This is a genomic window from Gillisia marina, from assembly GCF_000258765.1.
GTDB lineage: Bacteria > Bacteroidota > Bacteroidia > Flavobacteriales > Flavobacteriaceae > Gillisia > Gillisia marina.
Genome location: NZ_AJLT01000021.1, coordinates 13135 through 31098, shown reverse-complemented (window position 1 = coordinate 31098; position 17964 = coordinate 13135). Strand labels below are relative to the sequence as shown.

Sequence of the window (17964 nt, the reverse complement as noted above, 5' to 3'; positions counted from 1 at the left end):
AAATATTTGAATTATTGTTTCTTAAAGAACGAATCAACAAATTCAAATTTATTGAAGGTTTGTAAATCTTCTAGTCCTTCTCCAACGCCAATATATTTTACAGGAATTTTAAACTGATCGCTAATGCCAATAACCACACCACCTTTAGCAGTACCGTCCAATTTAGTAACAGCAAGCGAAGTCACTTCAGTTGCTGCTGTAAATTGTTTAGCCTGCTCAAATGCATTCTGACCTGTTGAGCCATCCAGTACTAACAAAACTTCATGAGGTGCATTGGGAATCACTTTTTGCATTACCCTTTTCACTTTGGTAAGCTCATTCATCAAATTCACTTTATTATGCAACCTTCCGGCGGTATCTATAATTACAACATCTACATCCTGTTTCACTGCGCTTTCTACCGCATCGAAAGCAACAGATGCAGGGTCGCTCCCCATTTGTTGTTTTACGATTGGCACTCCTGTTCTATCTGCCCAAACTTGAAGTTGGTCTATTGCCGCTGCCCTAAAGGTATCTGCCGCACCTAAAAGCACTTTTTTACCATCCTTCTTAAACTGATGAGCTAGTTTCCCGATGGTAGTAGTTTTACCAACTCCGTTCACACCGACTACCATTATTACATAGGGTTTGCTAGACGTATCAAAATCGAATCCATTCCCGGAACCTGTTTCTGTTTCAGAAAGCAAACCGGCGATTTCTTCCCTTAAAATTTCATTAAGCTCGGCAGTTCCTAAATATTTATCACGCTCTACACGTTCTTCTATTCTCTTAATTATCTTGATCGTGGTAGCAACACCTACATCGCTGCTTACCAATACATCTTCAAGATCATCTAAAACATCCTCGTCTACCGTAGATTTACCGGCAACGGCTTTACTCATTTTAGAAAGAAAAGTGGTCTTGGATTTCTCAAGTCCTTTGTCCAAGGTTTCTTTTTTCTCCTTGGAAAATATTTTTTTAAATAAACTCATTTCGATTGGCTGGTTTTTTTTGCTGAAAATTAAACCAAGAATTCAGCAAAAATTCATACGTAAATATACATAAAAAGAAAAAGCCGTCCAGATGGCTCAGGACGGCTTTTAAAATATTTTAAAACGACTTATTTTTTAGCTAAAAAGTCATTTACTTGTTCTGGAATCATGATACTTTCAACAAAAGTATAAGAGCCAGTTTTTGGAGATTTTACCATTTTAATGGCTTTCGATAATCTCTTAGATCCTGTTTGTAACGATGCTACTGATTTTTTTTGCCATGACTTATACTTATTTAATTTCTTTATGAACCGTCATTTTCTTAAGGATAGGGTTAAATTTCTTTAACTCCAATCTATCTGGCGTGTTCTTTTTATTTTTTGTTGATATATATCTTGAAGTACCCGGTTTTCCGGATTCTTTATGCTCTGTACATTCTAAGATAACCTGTATTCTATTGCCTTTCTTTGCCATTTTCTCGTGTCTTTATGGTTTAGGATTATTTGTTTAAAAACCCTTTTTCTCTAGCTTCTTTCATGACAGCAGAGATCCCTTTTTTATTGATGTTCTTTAATGCAGAAGCAGATATTTTTAGGGTTACCCACTTATCTTCTTCAGGAATATAAAAACGTTTCTTTAATAAATTGATATTAAATTTACGTTTGGTTTTATTCATGGCGTGAGAAACATTGTTCCCAACCATTGCTTTTTTACCTGTAAGTTCACAAACTCTTGACATTGCTCTAATCTTTATCTTGTTATTTCAAAACAGGCTGCAAATTAACGATTTTTTTAAGTAACTGCCAACATAAAAATAAAAATATTTTCTAGCCTATATCCTGTTTTTCATTAGGATGCATTCTAGTTGTTTTGCAATCAAATACTTCGCAGTGAAAATTTAATTTGAAAGTAGCTCTCTAAGCAACATTTCCAGGGCTTTATTAACTGTTTTTTTCACTACTTGCTCCCTGCTTCTTCCAAATTTAAATTCTTCGGAAAAAGTTTTTTCCGGAGTAGCTATTCCAATAAAAACCGTTCCAACATCCTTATCACTATCGCCTTTATCCGGGCCCGCATTTCCTGTAGTTGCAATAGCATAATCAGATTTAAAAATACGCTTAGAATTTTTAGCCATTTCTTCTGCTACCTCAGCACTCACCACAGTATCCTTCTCGATAACAGTATGTGGGATATTTAAAATATCTTCCTTAGCTTCCGTAGCATAAGTAACAATCCCACCTTTAAAAAATGTAGATGCTCCGGGATTTTTAGTGAATTCTGTAGCCAGCTCGCCACCTGTACAGCTTTCAGCAACAGACAAAAATTGTTTTTTTAAATTCAATAATTGTCTAATAGTGATAGTGATATCCTCATTTTCACCATTAACATCAGCAATGATATCCTGTAAAATTGGATAAATTTTCTCAAATTCCTTTTCAATAGAAGATCTTAGCGCCTCTTCATTATGCCCTTTCCCAGAAAGTCTGAGCCTCACTGTTCCAAAACTCGGTAAATAGGCTAATTTTATATGAGCAGGTAAATTGTTTTCCCAATCTTCTATTCTTTGAGCAATCGCACTTTCTCCCAAGCCATAAGTTCTAATTGTCTTATGATAGATATATGGCCTTTTAAATTCCTTAATTAATCTCGGTAATACTTCCCGCTTCATCAAAGATTTCATCTCGAATGGCACGCCAGGCATTGCAATAAAAACCTTTTTACCCTTTTTCATCCACAACCCAGGAGCTGTTCCATACTCATTATGCATCGCAATTGCTTTTGAAGGCATTAGTGCTTGCTCTCTATTTAAATCTGAAATCGGGGTGCTAACATATTTAGCGAAAATAGATTCTATATGACTTAGCACATCATCATCTCTTATAAGAGTATCTTCAAAAAATTCACATAAGACTTTTTTTTGTAATATCGTCCTTTGTAGGACCTAAGCCACCGGTAATGAGGATGACATCAGCTCTGGAATAAGCTTGTTTAAGAGTGGTAAGTATATGATCATGCTCATCTTCTATAGAAGTGATTTGATGAACAGATATGCCAATTTTATTAAGTTCTTGGGCAATATGAGCAGAATTGGTATCTACAATCTGACCAATAAGAATCTCATCTCCAATCGTAATAATTTCTGCAATCATTTAGAGTACAAAATCATTCTTCAACTCTCTTTCTACCAATCTAACCTTAGCGGCTATCTTTTCACCTGCTTCCCGAGCATTTGTTTCCCGTTCCTTTCCTTTAGACCAAGCTTCAATCATTAATATATTATCCATTTGATTTAAGCCAAAAAGTGCAAGATTGGGCTTCATTTTATGCGCAAATTGATACGCTAATGCAGGATTACTATTAGAAATAGCCTCTGACATTGAAACTACATCGGGTGGGATTTCTTCTAAAAATGTTTGTACAATTACCTTCACAAAATCCTCGTCACCACCGGCCATCTCAATTACGTCGTCTAAGTTGTAGTTCTTCATTTATTTTACCTGTATTGAAAATAGTTGCTTTCCTTCTAATAGTCCGGTTAAGACATCGTTTGCCTCCACCTTGCCAACTCCTTCTGGAGTTCCTGTAAAAATAATATCCCCGATTTTTAAAGTGAAATACTGTGAGACATAAGAAATAAGCTCATCAATTTTCCACAACATATCGCTGGTATTCCCAGTTTGCACCGGCTCGTTATTTTTAATCAAGCTAAAGTTAATATTATTTAGGTTGGAAAAAGAATTTTTATCAATCCATTTTTCGCCAATCACCGCTGCCCCGTCAAAACCTTTCGCTTTTTCCCATGGTAAGCCTTTATCTTTCAACCTCTGCTGAAGATCTCTGGCCGTAAAATCTATCCCTAAACCAATTTCATTATAATATTTATGAGCATATTGCACTTCAATATATTTTCCTACCCTATTTATTTTCACCAATACTTCCACCTCGTAATGCACATCATTGCTGAAATCTGGTATGAAAAAAGGCTGTTTTTTTAAAAGGATGGCAGTATCCGGCTTTAAAAATATAACTGGATCTGTTGGCTTTTCATTCTTTAATTCTGAAATGTGGGCACTATAATTCCTCCCAATGCAAATAATTTTCATATAATCCCTACTATTTCACTTTGGTATTGAGCTTTCTTAATTTGATACCAGTTAAAACTTTCTTTGTGTACAATGGAAAATCGGCGTTTTGAATCCATCCGAAATATCCTGGTTCTTCCTCCAACACTTTTTCTACATGTTTCCCTTTGTATTTCCCAAAAGCAAAAACTTCTTCCCCTTTTTTATCGAATGCGATAAACCCTGCAAAGTCTGCAAATTTTCTTCTTTCACTATATTTAGATAACCAAGACATATCGTTCTCTAGATCTTCATATTTGTCTAGCTGAGATTTCAACACTTCGTAAGTAGCATTAGTATCTGCTTCAGCACCATGCGCTCCTTCTAGTTCTTTATCGCAGTAGAATTTATAAGCCGCAGATAATGTTCGCTGTTCCATTTTATGAAAGATCGTTTGTACATCTACAGAAGCCTGACTTTTCATATCAAAGTCTATATCTGCACGTAGTAACTCTTCAGCAAGTAAAGGAATATCAAATCTGTTGGAATTATAACCTCCCAAATCGCAACCTTTAATCATTTCATAGATCTTTGGTGCCAACGTTTTAAAAGTTGGCTCATTTGCTACTTTTTCATTAGAAATTCCATGAATAGCAATTACCTCTGTGGGAATATTCATTTCAGGATTCACCAACCAGGTTTTACTTTCTTTATTCCCATTGGGAAATACTTTTAAAATAGAAATTTCAACAATTCGATCCTTAGCGACATTGGTACCGGTGGTTTCAAGGTCGAAAAAGCAAATTGGTTTTGTGAGTTTTAACTCCATAAAAATAGTTGGTTTTTGTAAAGATACTATATTTTGAATGTTCTAAACATTCATATCCCTTATCAATGTAAATTGATTTTTCAGAAAAATTAAAAGCCACCAATACCACATTTTTCGTGTAGTATTCGTGGCTATTAAGCTTATATTAAATGCTTTGAGTTAAACTTCTCTATTCTTGTCGAAAGATTCCAGGTACTGTGCAACACGTTGCACAAATTGTCCTCCCAAAGCTCCGTTAACAACACGATGATCGTAACTATGAGATAAGAACATCTTGTAACGAATCCCGATAAAGTCTCCTTCTGGAGTCTCTATAACTGCAGGAACTTTTCTTATCGCTCCAAGAGCTAGAATAGCCACTTGCGGCTGATTGATAATTGGAGTTCCCATGATACTTCCAAAAGTTCCAACATTAGTTACTGTATATGTACCACCTTGAATATCGTCTGGTTTCAATTTATTTTCGCGAGCTCTGTTTGCGAGATCGTTCACAGCTTTCGCCATTCCCACAAGGTTTAATCTATCGGCATTTTTGATAACCGGCACAATTAAATCGCCATTTCCAAGAGCCGCAGCCATTCCTAAGTTAATATTCTTTCTTTTAATGATTTTATCTCCGTCTAATGCGATATTGATCATTGGGAAATCTTTGATTGCCTTTGCAACAGCTTCCATAAAAATTGGAGTAAAAGTCAACTTCTCTCCTTCTCTTTTTTCAAAAGAAACTTTATTCTTGCTTCTCCAATTCCAAATATTGGTAACATCTACTTCTATAAAAGATTGTACATGAGCCGAGGTTTGAACGCTTTCCACCATATGGTGAGCGATCATTTTACCCATTCTTGTCATTTCCACAATCTCATCCCCGCCGTTTAAACTTACCGGTGCAGCAGGCTTTTTAGACGCAGGTGCAGCTTGAGCTGGAGCAGAAACTCCTGCCGTAGATTTTGGTTGTGCTGATCTATCTTCTAAATATCTTAAAATATCATTTTTAGTAACCCTTCCGTCTTTTCCTGTTCCTTCCAGTTTTTCTAATTCCTGAAGTGAAACACCTTCCTTCTTAGCGATATTCTTCACTAACGGAGAATAGAATTTTGTAGAGTCAGAAAAATCTGTGGTAGTAGGCTCTGAAGATTGCTTAGCTGAAGTCACCATTTTTTCAGCTTCTTCCACTAATGCTCCTTCCGGTTTCTTAGCTTCAGTGACCTGAGCTTTGGAATCGTCCCCTCCTGCTATTTCAATAATAGCGATGGTTTGTCCAACTTGTACAACATCATCCGGCTCAAAAAGTTTTTCAATAAGCACGCCATCCACCTCACTTGGTACTTCACTATCAACTTTATCTGTTGCTATTTCCAGTACTGCCTCATCTGCCTCAATAGTATCTCCAACTTCTTTTAACCAGCTAGTGATAGTTGCTTCTGCGACGCTTTCCCCCATTTTGGGTAACTTAAGTTCAAACTTTGCCATATTATTATCTCAACGATGATTTTTATAATTCTGATTGCGAAATTACTCAATTTAACACTTCATAAGTATTAAATATGTAATAAAATTATTTTAAAAGTTGAATTCAGCCTTAAAACAATCCGTTCCAATGCCGGTAAAATTACAATTATGATCCTTTAAATTAAAGGGATTGTATTCATTTCAAGAAAAATTAAGTAAGATCTTCTTAACCTATCAACTTTTTAAGGAACTCTCAAAAGGAATTCTATTTGTAATACTTCTACCTAAAGTAACCTCATCTGCATACTCCAATTCGTCTCCTACAGATATTCCTCTTGCAATGGTAGAAGTTTTTATTTCCATGCCTTCCAACTGCCTAAAAATATAAAAGTTGGTAGTATCCCCCTCTAAAGTACTACTAAGCGCAAAAATAATTTCTTTAACCTCGCCTTCTTTCACCTTATCTACCAAAGATTTTATGGTTAACTGCGAAGGGCCAATCCCATCCATAGGACTTATTTTACCTCCAAGGACATGATATAATCCACGATATTGACCTGTATTTTCTATAGCCATGACATCCCTAATATCTTCTACCACACACACAAATTCTCTTGTTCTATTAGGATTAGCACAGATTTCACAAACTTCGGTATCACTAATATTATGACAGTTTTTGCATAATTTGATATTTGCCTTTAGATCTAAAAGAGCTTCCGCAAGTTGTGTTGTTTGTGCAGCCGGTTGTTTTAGCAAGTGCAATACCAACCTTAAGGCAGTTCTTTTACCAATCCCCGGCAATTGTGACATTTCTGTCACGGCTTGTTCCAATAATTTAGAAGAAAAATCCATAGTTCAAAATTACATTTTTTATAGGTTACATTTAAATTTTAGTACCGCATACTAATCAAGAACTTATCCCATTAATTTGTATTTTGGCTGCGAAATTAAAATTTTATGCAACCAGTTTTCATCCTACTACTTATTGCTTCCTATTTTGGAGCATTATTAATCATTTCCTACTTTACCGGTAAAAACTCTAACAACGATGCTTTTTTCAAGGCAAACAGACAATCGCCTTGGTATGTGGTTGCTTTTGGAATGATTGGCGCATCGCTGAGTGGCGTTACCTTCATCTCGGTTCCTGGTTGGGTAGAAGCCAGCCAGTTTAGCTATATGCAGGTAGTTCTGGGATATATTGTAGGATACGCAGTTATTGGATTGGTGCTACTCCCGCTTTATTATAAAATGAACCTCACATCCATCTATACTTATTTGGAAAGCAGGTTTGGCAGGTATTCCTATAAAACAGGAGCTTCATTCTTTCTTTTATCCCGAGTTGTAGGCGCAAGTTTTAGGCTCTTTCTTGTAGCCAATGTTTTACAGATAATTCTTTTTGATGCCTTAGGAATTCCCTTTTGGGCCACCGTGGTTATGACCATTGCTTTAATTTGGTTATATACTTTTAAATCTGGAATAAAAACTATCGTTTATACAGATACACTACAAACCCTTTGTATGCTTATTGCTGTGGGAGTTAGCATTTATTATGTGTCTGATAGTCTAGGAATCCAAGGAAGTAATTTAATTGGACATGTTGCGGATAGCGACTTCTCAAAAATGTTCTTTTTCGATGATTTTAAAAGTGCTAATTACTTCTGGAAGCAATTTATTTCCGGTGCATTTATAGCGATTGTTATGACTGGTTTAGATCAAGATATGATGCAAAAGAACCTTACGTGTAGAAATTTAAAAGATGCACAAAAGAACATGTTTTGGTTTACCATCGTACTTACTTTTGTGAATTTAGTGTTTTTAGCACTTGGTTTGTTGCTAACAGAATATGCTCGATTAAACGGGATAGACGCTTTTAAAGATGATCTTTTTCCGGTGATTGCTACACAAAGTGGTTTAGGTATAGGAATCGCAACTTTCTTTATATTAGGTCTCATCGCGGCTGCCTATAGTAGTGCAGATAGCGCCCTTACTTCATTAACAACATCTTTTAGCATTGATATTTTAGATATTGAAAAAAGATATGAAGCAGCTAAACAGGAAATTGTTAGAAAACGAATTCATGTTGCAGTTTCTATCGTGCTAATTCTTGTGATCGTAAGTTTTAAGTATATAATTAAGGACGAAAGTGTAATCGCTAAACTCTTTGTATTTGCCGGATATACCTACGGCCCTCTATTAGGTCTTTATAGTTTTGGACTTTTTACCAAATGGATGGTAAAAGATAAATTAGTACCAATGATCGCCATTTTATCTCCAATTGTGTGCTATTTAATAAGTATGAATAGTGAAGTTTGGTTTGGCTTTGAGTTTGGTTTCTTTGTACTTATTTTAAATGGAGCCTTAACCTTTTTGGGATTAATAATGATTCGTAGAAAGCATGACTAAAGTGCATGCATTCTGAAAATCTATATTGTTTTTACGCAATAAGTCATACAACACAGGATTTTCCGTTCCCGGATTAAAAATCACCCTTTTCGGTTGCAAGTCGATGATGTAATCGTAGAATGCTTCTTGTCTTTTTGCGTTAAGATAAAGTGTTATAGTATCTATACCTTCAAAATCTATCATTTCTGAATTAATAGTAACTCCATTAACGGTGCCTTCTTTTAAACCAACAGCTTCTGTTGCTATATTTTTTCTTACAAGACGTTCGATAGCAAGATTAGAATAACGAGCAGGATTTAACGAGGCTCCAAGGACTAGGGTTTTCTTTTTCATATACATCAAAGTTAATATTTAGGATTAAGTGTAACAAATTAAAATTATGGTCGTCTTTTATATATAAGGACATCTGTAAACGAAACACTTTGATGGTAGTGTTTTATAAGTTTGCGGTTTTAAACCCATCTTCGCAGGGGAAGATGGGTTTTTTTTAAAATAATAGTGTAACATTTTTAAAAATGAATCGTCTATTAGATATAGAGAATCGCCGGAAGGCTTTTTTTTAGTTCAATTTATTATGCATTGCAAGCTACCTTGCATAATTAATTATCATCAATCATCAACATCAATCAAAAATGAAACAGTTAATTTTAATTTTAAGCTTGTTCAGTCTTCTGCAAGCGAATGCTTTTCAAGCAGCAAAAGGAAGCGTATTAGGTCAAATTTCAGGCACCGTTTTAGACAAAGAACTTGGGGATCCTATCCCCTATGCCACCGTATTAATTAATGATTCTGAAGGAAAATTGGTTTCAGGAAATAGTTCTTTGGATGACGGAAGCTTTATCATTAAAGATATTCCCGAAGGCACATATACTTTACAAGTCCAGTTTATTGGGTATAAAACATATTCCAAATCCATAGAAATTGATTCTGGTAATAAAATGGTTAATTTGGGTACAATTCCCTTGGAATCAGATATTGCAAGTTTAGACGATGTTACTATTGTTGCTGAACGTTCTACCATTGAACAAAAAATAGACAGAAAAGTTATAAATATTGGGAAAGATCTTACAACCAGCGGGGCTTCTGCTTCAGATATCATGGGGAACCTTCCAACACTTACCGTAGATCAGGATGGAAATATCGCCATGCGAGGTAATGCTAATGTTCGAATCTTAGTAGACGGAAAACCTACCAGCATCTCTGCTGCACAATTATTAAAACAAATTCCAAGCACCTCTATCAAAAGTGTGGAACTCATCACAAATCCTTCAGCTAAATATAATCCTGAAGGAATGAGTGGAATCATCAATATAATTTTACACAAAAATTCCAATTTAGGTTTTAATGGAAACTTAAATACAGGAATCACATTTGCTAAAGATACCCGACTTAATGGTTCAGTAGATATGAATTACCGCACCGGGAAATTTAACTTCTTCGCCAATCTTGGAGGAAATACCGGGAAACGTAGAATGGTAGGAAGGATCTTTAGTCCGGATATTAATCTGGAAGAGAATATTGATTTTGTAAACGATAATAATTCTTACCTATATAAAGTGGGAGTAGATTTTTATTTGAACGAAAAGAACACCTTCTCTTTCTATACAAATCAGAACAATTCTAACGGCAACCCCAATGCAGAAATCTCACTGACTTATTTTGATGATCCAGATTCCAATATCTCCCAAAAATTTGATTTAGATAATGATGGAGTTTCGAGCACTTATAATTTTGATTATAAAAGGGATTTTGAAAAAGAAGGACATAATATAGAGCTAGAGTTAAATTATAATGAAAGTGACAATACGGAAATTGCTGTCTTCGATTTTGTTGGAGGCGGAACCAATTTTGTTTCTTATCGGGATGATGTTACGGATAATAATTCCAATACGACTGCAAACTTAGACTACATAAATCCGTTAAATGAAAAAACCAAATTAGAGTTAGGGGCTGAAGTTCGTCTACGTGAAAGCAATAACAGCTACAAAACCACAAATTCTAATTTAAATGATTCTGAATATACTTACGACAATACAATCTATTCTCTATACAGCACCTATGGGCAAAGTTTTGAAAAATGGTCTTATCAATTAGGAGCCAGATTAGAGCAGTACGATGTTGAAGCAGTCTTGAACGGCACAAAGGTTTTTGAAGATGACTATATCACTTTGTACCCTACAGCTTTTTTGAGCTATACGCTATCTGAAATGAAAACTCTTCAAATTAATTATGGAAGACGTGTGGATAGACCTAGTTTAAGCCAAGTGAATCCTGTTAGAGAATTTAGTTCTCCAAGAATTACCGGTGTTGGAAACCCTCAATTAGACCCTCAATTCACAAATTCGGTTGAATTAAACTACACTCAAAATTTCGAAAAAGGAAGTTTAACCGCAGGGACGTTCTATAGATTTATTCAGAATGAGATCCAACAGACATTTTTAGAAGACCCGGAAGATCCATCAAAATTACTTTTAACCCATATAAATGGGAACGATAACAACGCTTTTGGAATTGAATTATCCGGAAGCTACAAGCCTGCTAAGTGGTGGAGCATCAATACTAGTTTTGAAGTATATAATAGTAACAGTAGAGGCGTTTTAGGAGATGAGCAGGTAGAGGTTGAAAATACCAGTTTTAACTTCAGAATTAATAACAGCTTTAAGGCAACCAAAGATCTAACCTTTCAGTTATTTGGATATTACCGTGCTCCAGAAAAAAATCTTCAATTTAGATCTGATGCCTTCTATTTTGTAAATACCGGCGCACGCTATAATTTCTTAAAAGACAAGGCAACCTTAAGTTTAAATTTTACCGATATACTTAATACGCAACAATTCTCTTTTACAGCAGATCGTCCTTCACGACAGGAAGGGAAATTTAACCCGGACAGCCAGACCGTGTTTGTAGGCTTCTCTTATAGATTTGGAGGCGGAAAAAATAAAGCATTGAGACGTAAAAATCGAGATGACAACGAGAAAGATGGTGGTGGATTATTTTAATAGTCGTTTATTTCTTTAGCCAAAAAACCCGCGAAGCATCACCTACGCGGGTTTTATTTATTTTCTGAATATTGAAATAATGGTAACTATTACCACTCTATAATAGCACTACCCCAGGTAAAGCCGCTACCGAAAGCAGCTAATACAACAACATCTCCGTCTTTTATTTTTCCTTGTTCCCAAGCTTCAGTAAGCGCAATAGGAATTGACGCCGCAGTAGTATTTCCATACTTCTGAATATTATTAAACACTTGATCGTCACTTAATTGCATTTTCTTCTGAATAAACTGAGAGATTCTCAAGTTTGCCTGATGAGGAATAAGCAAATTTATATCTTTTACTTCCAGTCCATTCGCTTTTAGCCCTTCATGGATCACTTCAGAAAATCGACCAATAGCATTTTTGAAAACGAATTGTCCATTCATATACGGATAATAAGGAATATCCTCCCCTTGTGGATTTTCAGCAATTATCTCCGGCACCCAGTGCATTGTACTTGGCCCTTTTAAAGAAAGTTCCATAGCATGTTTTCCTTCAGAATGTAAATGAGTAGAAAGAATTCCTTGCCCAATATGGTTACTTCTGGTTAATACTGCAGCTCCTGCCCCATCCCCAAAAATCACAGATACAGATCTGCCACGAGTTGTAAAATCCAAACCTCCACTATGATTTTCACTTCCTATAACCAGTACATTTTTATACATCCCGGTCTTTATAAACTGGTCTGCCACAGAAAGTGCATATATAAATCCGCTACACTGATTGCGAACATCTAAAGCCGGACAAGTGTGAATATCTAACATTTCTTGAACCTGCACCCCACATCCTGGGAAATAATAATCTGGACTCAAAGTGGCAAATACTATTAGATCTATATCATCCTTAGAAATTTTTGCGCGCTCTAAAGCAATTTTAGCTGCTTTTACACCCATGACAGCAGTAGAATTGCCATCTCCTTTTTTAATATGTCTACGTTCCTGAATTCCTGTTCTCTCCTGAATCCATTCGTCGTTGGTATCCATCAATTTAGAGAGATCGTCATTTGTTACTACATTTTCAGGAACATAACTTCCCAATCCTGCTATTTTAGATTGATACATACGTTTATAATTATGGTATTAATATTTATTCTCCTTAAATTTAAGCAATTAATAATTTTTGGCAGCGCAATATAAGAAACATTAATTTTTTGAAACTCTAATATTAGCAAGGCTTAGTGAAATATTTAAAAAACAACTTATGAAAAAAATCCTTTTATGCATTTTAGCGAGTTTTCTGTTTACAAGCATTCAGGCTCAAGAAAATTTAACCTACCAAAAACCACCACAGGAAATAATGGAATTGGTAGATGTACCTTAGCACCTGCAACTCTTGTAGATAGTAAAGGGGAAATGATGGTTTTTATATACAGAGATCAATATAAATCTATAGCTGAATTAAGCGAGCAGGAATTAAGATTAGGCGGACTCCGAATTAATCCTGTTACTAATATAAATAGTAGAACAACCTATTATAATAATCTGGAAGTAAAATCTATAAAAGATAAAGAAGCAAAAGCTATTGCCGGATTACCGGAAAATCCACGCTTGGCTAATTTTTCTTGGTCTCCAGATGAAACTAAGATGGCTATGACGCATACTACTGCTACCGGTGTAGAATTATGGGTTGCAGATTTTAAAACTGCTACGGCTAAGAAATTAACTGAAGGAACACTTAATGCCAATATGAGAGATGTTATAAATTGGTTTAAAGACGGCTCTTCCATATTAGTAAAAATGTTGCCAGAGAATAGAAAAGACTTAATTAATACGAATACAGCAGTACCAACAGGACCAACTATTTCTACCAGCGATGGGCAAAAAGCACAAAACAGAACCTATCAAGATTTGCTTCAAACTCCTAATGATGAATTTAATTTTGAGCAATTAGCTCATGCTTCTCTAGTAAAAGTAGATTTAAATGGTACGGCTACAGAATGGAAAAGCTCTAAAATGTATAGTAACATTTCTTTTTCTCCAGATGGAAATTATGTAATGGTCTCTAGTATTAAAAAGCCATTTTCCTATTTAGTGCCTTATTATAGGTTTCCTTTTGAAACGGTGATCTATGATAAAACCGGAAAGGAAGTAAGCAAAGTGAATGATGTTCCTCTTTCTGAAGTATTGCCAATTGGATTTATGGCCGAAAGAGAAGGAAGAAGAGATATGAACTGGAGAAGTGATGCACCGGCCACTTTGGTATATGCAAAAGTATTAGATGGTGGAGATCCAGAAAACGATGTAGCATTTAGAGACGAAGTTTTTTTATTAGATGCGCCATTCACCGGGGAAGGAAAATCTATTTTAAAAACTAAAGACAGATTCTCGGGAATTACTTGGGGAACAAATAACACAGCCATTGCTTACGATTACTGGTGGAATAATAGAAATACCAGAACCTATGTTTTTGATCCTTCAGATAACAAGAAAGAGCCTAAGGTTTTATTTAATAGAAATTATCAAGATCAATACAGCGATCCTGGAAGTTTTGTGACTAAGAAGAATCAATTCGGACTGAGTACTTTGGACCTTAAAGATGGAAATGCTTATTTATTAGGTCGAGGTTTTACTGAAAAAGGGCAATTCCCCTTTGTAGATCAGATAGATCTTAAATCTGCAAAAACTATTAATTTATATCGCTCCAACTACAATAAGAAAAAGGAAACTTTAGTGGAAGCTATAGATATTGCTAAGGGTAAAATTTTAGTGAGAATAGAATCTTCTACAGAATATCCTAATTATTATATGAGAGATATCAATAAGAAAGATGCTTTAGATCAAATCACCAACTTCGAAAATCCTTTTAAAAGTTTACAGGATGTTCACAAAGAAGTGATCACCTATAAAAGAGATGATGGACTGGAATTAAACGGAACCTTATATCTTCCTGCCAACTACAATAAGGACGCAAAAGAAAAATTACCAATGATCCTTTGGGCGTATCCAAGAGAATTCAAGGACAAGAATTCAGCTTCTCAAAATACTTCAAATGCAAACGATTTTACATATCCGTACTATGGATCCCCAATTTACTGGGTTAATCTTGGGTATGTAGTTTTAGATGATGCTTCATTTCCTATAATTGGGGAAGGAGACGAAGAACCTAATGATAGTTTTAGAAAACAATTGGTGGCTAATGGAAAAGCTGCGATTGATGCGGTAGACGAAATGGGATATGTAGATAGAAATAGAGTGGCTGTGGGTGGCCATAGTTATGGTGCATTTATGACAGCTAACTTATTATCTCACTCTAATCTTTTTGCTGCCGGAATTGCAAGAAGTGGTGCATACAATAGAACCTTAACACCATTTGGATTTCAAAGCGAAGAGCGTAGCTATTGGGAAGCACCAGATGTCTATAATACCATGTCTCCTTTTATGCATGCCGATAAAATGAAAACGCCATTGTTATTAATTCATGGGGAGGCCGATAATAATTCTGGAACTTATCCTATGCAAAGCGAACGTTACTTTAATGCTTTAAAGGGGCTTGGAGCAACTGCCAGATTAGTAATTCTTCCTAAAGAAAGTCATGGGTATAGCGCAAAAGAATCTGTACTGCATGTGCTTTGGGAACAAGACCAATGGTTGGAGACCTATGTGAAAAATAGAGTAAAAACCGAAATAAGTAAAAAAGAAGAGATGATGCAAGATTAAGAAATCTGATATACTATTATCAATAGGCTGTCTAATTTAGACAGCCTATTGATTTTTATGACTTTTTAGATATTAGTGTACGGTTAAAGATTAAAGAAAAAATTTCTCACTTAATTCTGACATTTTTATTGAATAGCAAAAAAATATATATTTGTCCTTAAATTATCCTAAACTGAAAAATGACGTCATTCTGAACTTGTTTCAGAATCTCATTTCAATGTAAATCAATAAAACATTGAGACCCTGAAATAAATTCAGGGTGACGAGAGAACTCTTAGGACAGAAAATGGATATACATAAGAATTATATAAGAAAAGCACCACTCGCAATAGTGATGCTCTTCTATTCAACCTAACCAATATTAATCTTTAAATCATTTTCTTATAGTCATTTACTTGTATGGTAGCTTTTAAATCGTGCAATAAATTATATAGTCCGAAGAAAGTTCTACTCATGTATAAAAAATGCTGACTTCCCCGAGAACCATTCATTTTTCGTAATTCCGGATCCTTGCTATATCGCTCGCTCAAATCTGTGAGATTATTCCAAAAAGCCTCATCGGTAAAATCGAAAGTTTCCGATTGAAACGGAGTTGAGAACATATTGAACATTTCATAAAACATTTCTGAAAAGAAAACTCTTTCTTTTTTTGAATCGCTTTCACGTAAAATCTCTAGCTCAAATAACTTCTCATTGAAAAACTTTTTATCATCTAAGTTTTTTCTTTCGGCTAACTGAAAGTAAGGAGTATAAAAATCTTCCGGTATTCTTTTAATACAACCAAAATCGATTGCTATTAAGTGGTGGTCTTTATCTACTAAAAAATTACCCGGATGCGGATCGGCATGAACAGCTTTTAGTCCGTGCATCTGGAACATATAAAAATTCCACAAAGCCTGCCCAATTTTATTAGCTAATTCCTGATTAGAATTTCGATTATAAAACTCACTTAAATGTTCGCCATCCATCCAGTCCATTGTGATAATACGTTCACTGGAAAGCTCTTCGTAATACTTTGGAAATTTTAGATTTGGAATATGTGAACAAGCCGAAGAAATCTCTTTACTCTGCTGCACTTCCAACAAATAATCTGTTTCTTCTAATAGTTTACTTTCTACTTCTTTAAAATACTTTTCTGAATCTTTCCCTTGCAGGTTGAACATTCGTGTTGCAATAGGTTTCACCATTGCTAAGTCTGAACTGATACTATCTGCAACGCCCGGATATTGGATTTTCACAGCAAGTTTTTTCCCATTCTTTGTAGCCTTATGCACTTGTCCAATGCTAGCTGCATTTACCGACTGCGTTGCAAACGTATCATAAAGTTGCTCGGGGTAGCTTCCATTATATTTTTTAAATGTCTTTCTAACTAAGGGGGCAGATAATGGTGGCACACTAAATTGTGCCAAAGAAAACTTCTCTACATACGCGCTGGGCATCAAGCTTTTTTCCATAGAAAGCATTTGTGCTACTTTAAGTGCGCTTCCTTTTAAACTTTTTAATCCATCATAAATATCTGATGCATTATCTTCATTTAACTCATCTCGATTTAAATTTTTATCGAAAGCCTTTTTACTGTAATATTTTATATAATTCCCACCAATCTTAACTCCTGTTTGAACCATTTTACTCGTTCTTCCAAGTTTTCCAGTGGGTATGCTATCTATTGTCTTCATATTATTGGAATGTTTTTAAAACCACTCAGGTATAGAAATTAATTATAGGGAATACAATTGTAGGGTACCACACCTGAATGATTATTAAAAACTATTTAGTTCATTTTTTCTTTCCATAGAAATTTTCCAAGATCTATTACCCGCTCTAGTGGAGTACTATCAAAAAGGTCAAATATAGTATTTACAGATTTTTCTATTGCAACATCGGTACTTTCAAATTTTGCAGAATTGTCATCCAACCAAAATTTCAAAATAAATAAAAACTGAACCCAAGTTGCTTCAGAAAAGATTGTCTCAGATTGTTTAAGGATTTCTACGTTTTTAGATTCATTCCCTTCAGAAATCAATTCCTTTGCGTAGCCTTTAATATCTTTTCGCAATTCTTTTAACTGCTCTAAATTTTTAAATTTATCTGGATGTTCATTTAGAGTTAACAGCACATAACTTCTATTGGCAGTTAATAATTCAAAAAAGGTATAATAAAAAGTGAGTAATTTTTCTCTAGGACTAAAAGCTTCGAACTCGAGACTTTTATGCATTACTTCCATAGTATTTACGAAAAACTGATTCCAGACTCCTTTTCTCAATCCTTCAAAACTTCCAAAATATTCGTAGAACTGATCTTCTGTGATCTTATGCTCTTTTGCGAACTTATAAACACTTTTAGGCATTTGTTCATGCTCTAAAACGTAATTCATATAAAGCCCAATTAAGATCTCTTTACTAAACTTCTTTTCTTGTGGTTGCTTTTTCGTTGCCATAATTCTTTCTTTCTTTTCCAAAGATACAAATTGTTTAATCTTTACGCTCAAATATTAAACAGAAATATTTGTTAAATCTTCATTGTCATCAAATTGCCAATAATCTTTAGACGTAATTG

At 34.9% G+C, this 17964-nt stretch carries 15 protein-coding genes and 2 pseudogenes; 3 read left to right on the top strand and 14 right to left on the bottom strand.

All coding sequences use genetic code 11. The features are described 5' to 3' along the window. Nucleotides 1–11: 11 nt before the first annotated feature. The 10 genes and pseudogenes from ftsY to recR all read right to left on the bottom strand — a co-directional run bounded on the left by ftsY (nucleotide 12) and on the right by recR (nucleotide 7163). Nucleotides 12–971: a signal recognition particle-docking protein FtsY gene (gene ftsY, locus ON07_RS06655; protein WP_010229303.1), complete on the bottom strand. Its 960-nt coding sequence runs from the start codon at nucleotides 969–971 to the stop codon at nucleotides 12–14. Nucleotides 972–1099: 128 nt separating this feature from the next. Further along, on the bottom strand, nucleotides 1100–1279 hold the full coding sequence (locus ON07_RS16205) for a DUF4295 domain-containing protein (protein ID WP_081483377.1): 180 nt from the start codon (nucleotides 1277–1279) through the stop codon (nucleotides 1100–1102). Further along, nucleotides 1263–1445: a 50S ribosomal protein L33 gene (gene rpmG, locus ON07_RS06650; protein ID WP_010229301.1), complete on the bottom strand. Its 183-nt coding sequence runs from the start codon at nucleotides 1443–1445 to the stop codon at nucleotides 1263–1265. The genes ON07_RS16205 and rpmG overlap by 17 nt, the downstream gene beginning before the upstream one ends. Before the next feature lie 25 nt (nucleotides 1446–1470). After that, complete coding sequence (gene rpmB, locus ON07_RS06645; protein ID WP_010229300.1) at nucleotides 1471–1710, bottom strand: 50S ribosomal protein L28; 240 nt, start codon at nucleotides 1708–1710, stop codon at nucleotides 1471–1473. A gap of 159 nt (nucleotides 1711–1869) precedes the next feature. Next, nucleotides 1870–3121 (bottom strand): annotated as a pseudogene (locus ON07_RS14765) (competence/damage-inducible protein A). Further along, a complete protein-coding gene (locus tag ON07_RS06635) occupies nucleotides 3122–3460 on the bottom strand; it encodes an Hpt domain-containing protein (RefSeq protein WP_010229298.1) in 339 nt (112 codons plus the stop codon). Continuing rightward, nucleotides 3461–4075 carry a fumarylacetoacetate hydrolase family protein gene (locus ON07_RS06630; RefSeq protein WP_010229297.1) on the bottom strand — a complete coding sequence of 205 codons (615 nt, stop codon included), beginning with the start codon at nucleotides 4073–4075 and terminating at the stop codon, nucleotides 3461–3463. Nucleotides 4076–4085: 10 nt separating this feature from the next. After that, nucleotides 4086–4862, bottom strand: a complete 777-nt coding sequence (locus ON07_RS06625; RefSeq protein WP_010229295.1) for a 3'-5' exonuclease — start codon at nucleotides 4860–4862, stop codon at nucleotides 4086–4088. Between the two features lie 159 nt (nucleotides 4863–5021). Next, nucleotides 5022–6332, bottom strand: a complete 1311-nt coding sequence (locus ON07_RS06620; RefSeq protein WP_010229294.1) for a dihydrolipoamide acetyltransferase family protein — start codon at nucleotides 6330–6332, stop codon at nucleotides 5022–5024. 213 nt (nucleotides 6333–6545) lie between these two features. Beyond that, a complete protein-coding gene (gene recR / locus ON07_RS06615) occupies nucleotides 6546–7163 on the bottom strand; it encodes a recombination mediator RecR (protein WP_010229293.1) in 618 nt (205 codons plus the stop codon). A 105-nt stretch (nucleotides 7164–7268) separates the two neighbouring features. On the opposite strand from recR, the gene ON07_RS06610 reads away from it, so the two are divergent. Further along, a complete protein-coding gene (locus ON07_RS06610) occupies nucleotides 7269–8714 on the top strand; it encodes a sodium:solute symporter (protein WP_010229291.1) in 1446 nt (481 codons plus the stop codon). Here ON07_RS06610 and ON07_RS06605 read toward each other — a convergent pair. Further along, nucleotides 8685–9047, bottom strand: a complete 363-nt coding sequence (locus tag ON07_RS06605) for a CoA-binding protein (protein WP_029331609.1) — start codon at nucleotides 9045–9047, stop codon at nucleotides 8685–8687. The genes ON07_RS06610 and ON07_RS06605 overlap by 30 nt on opposite strands. Nucleotides 9048–9346: 299 nt before the next feature. On the opposite strand from ON07_RS06605, the gene ON07_RS06600 reads away from it, so the two are divergent. Continuing rightward, complete coding sequence (locus ON07_RS06600) at nucleotides 9347–11713, top strand: TonB-dependent receptor domain-containing protein (protein WP_010229286.1); 2367 nt, start codon at nucleotides 9347–9349, stop codon at nucleotides 11711–11713. An 89-nt stretch (nucleotides 11714–11802) separates the two neighbouring features. Here the strand turns inward: ON07_RS06600 and ON07_RS06595 are convergent, their stop codons facing one another. After that, a complete protein-coding gene (locus ON07_RS06595; protein ID WP_010229284.1) occupies nucleotides 11803–12813 on the bottom strand; it encodes a 3-oxoacyl-ACP synthase III family protein in 1011 nt (336 codons plus the stop codon). 139 nt (nucleotides 12814–12952) lie between these two features. Here ON07_RS06595 and ON07_RS14760 point away from each other — a divergent pair. Then, nucleotides 12953–15408 (top strand): annotated as a pseudogene (locus ON07_RS14760) (prolyl oligopeptidase family serine peptidase). 368 nt (nucleotides 15409–15776) lie between these two features. Here the strand turns inward: ON07_RS14760 and ON07_RS06585 are convergent. Further along, nucleotides 15777–17084 carry an ABC1 kinase family protein gene (locus tag ON07_RS06585; protein ID WP_010229279.1) on the bottom strand — a complete coding sequence of 436 codons (1308 nt, stop codon included), beginning with the start codon at nucleotides 17082–17084 and terminating at the stop codon, nucleotides 15777–15779. A gap of 95 nt (nucleotides 17085–17179) precedes the next feature. Next, the gene (locus ON07_RS06580) at nucleotides 17180–17845 is read right to left on the bottom strand and encodes a TetR family transcriptional regulator C-terminal domain-containing protein (RefSeq protein ID WP_029331608.1); all 666 of its coding nucleotides are present in this window, start codon (nucleotides 17843–17845) and stop codon (nucleotides 17180–17182) included. Between the last annotated feature and the right edge of the window lie 119 nt (nucleotides 17846–17964).

Bases quoted from the DNA above. Each gene is read 5' to 3' on its own strand.
- ftsY (WP_010229303.1), bottom strand. From the start codon at position 971: ATGAGTTTATTTAAAAAAATATTTTCCAAGGAGAAAAAAGAAACCTTG.
- rpmG (WP_010229301.1), bottom strand. From the start codon at position 1,445: ATGGCAAAGAAAGGCAATAGAATACAGGTTATCTTAGAATGTACAGAG.
- rpmB (WP_010229300.1), bottom strand. From the start codon at position 1,710: ATGTCAAGAGTTTGTGAACTTACAGGTAAAAAAGCAATGGTTGGGAAC.
- ON07_RS06635 (WP_010229298.1), bottom strand. From the start codon at position 3,460: ATGAAGAACTACAACTTAGACGACGTAATTGAGATGGCCGGTGGTGAC.
- ON07_RS06630 (WP_010229297.1), bottom strand. From the start codon at position 4,075: ATGAAAATTATTTGCATTGGGAGGAATTATAGTGCCCACATTTCAGAA.
- ON07_RS06625 (WP_010229295.1), bottom strand. From the start codon at position 4,862: ATGGAGTTAAAACTCACAAAACCAATTTGCTTTTTCGACCTTGAAACC.
- ON07_RS06620 (WP_010229294.1), bottom strand. From the start codon at position 6,332: ATGGCAAAGTTTGAACTTAAGTTACCCAAAATGGGGGAAAGCGTCGCA.
- recR (WP_010229293.1), bottom strand. From the start codon at position 7,163: ATGGATTTTTCTTCTAAATTATTGGAACAAGCCGTGACAGAAATGTCA.
- ON07_RS06610 (WP_010229291.1), top strand. From the start codon at position 7,269: ATGCAACCAGTTTTCATCCTACTACTTATTGCTTCCTATTTTGGAGCA.
- ON07_RS06605 (WP_029331609.1), bottom strand. From the start codon at position 9,047: ATGAAAAAGAAAACCCTAGTCCTTGGAGCCTCGTTAAATCCTGCTCGT.
- ON07_RS06600 (WP_010229286.1), top strand. From the start codon at position 9,347: ATGAAACAGTTAATTTTAATTTTAAGCTTGTTCAGTCTTCTGCAAGCG.
- ON07_RS06595 (WP_010229284.1), bottom strand. From the start codon at position 12,813: ATGTATCAATCTAAAATAGCAGGATTGGGAAGTTATGTTCCTGAAAAT.
- ON07_RS06585 (WP_010229279.1), bottom strand. From the start codon at position 17,084: ATGAAGACAATAGATAGCATACCCACTGGAAAACTTGGAAGAACGAGT.
- ON07_RS06580 (WP_029331608.1), bottom strand. From the start codon at position 17,845: ATGGCAACGAAAAAGCAACCACAAGAAAAGAAGTTTAGTAAAGAGATC.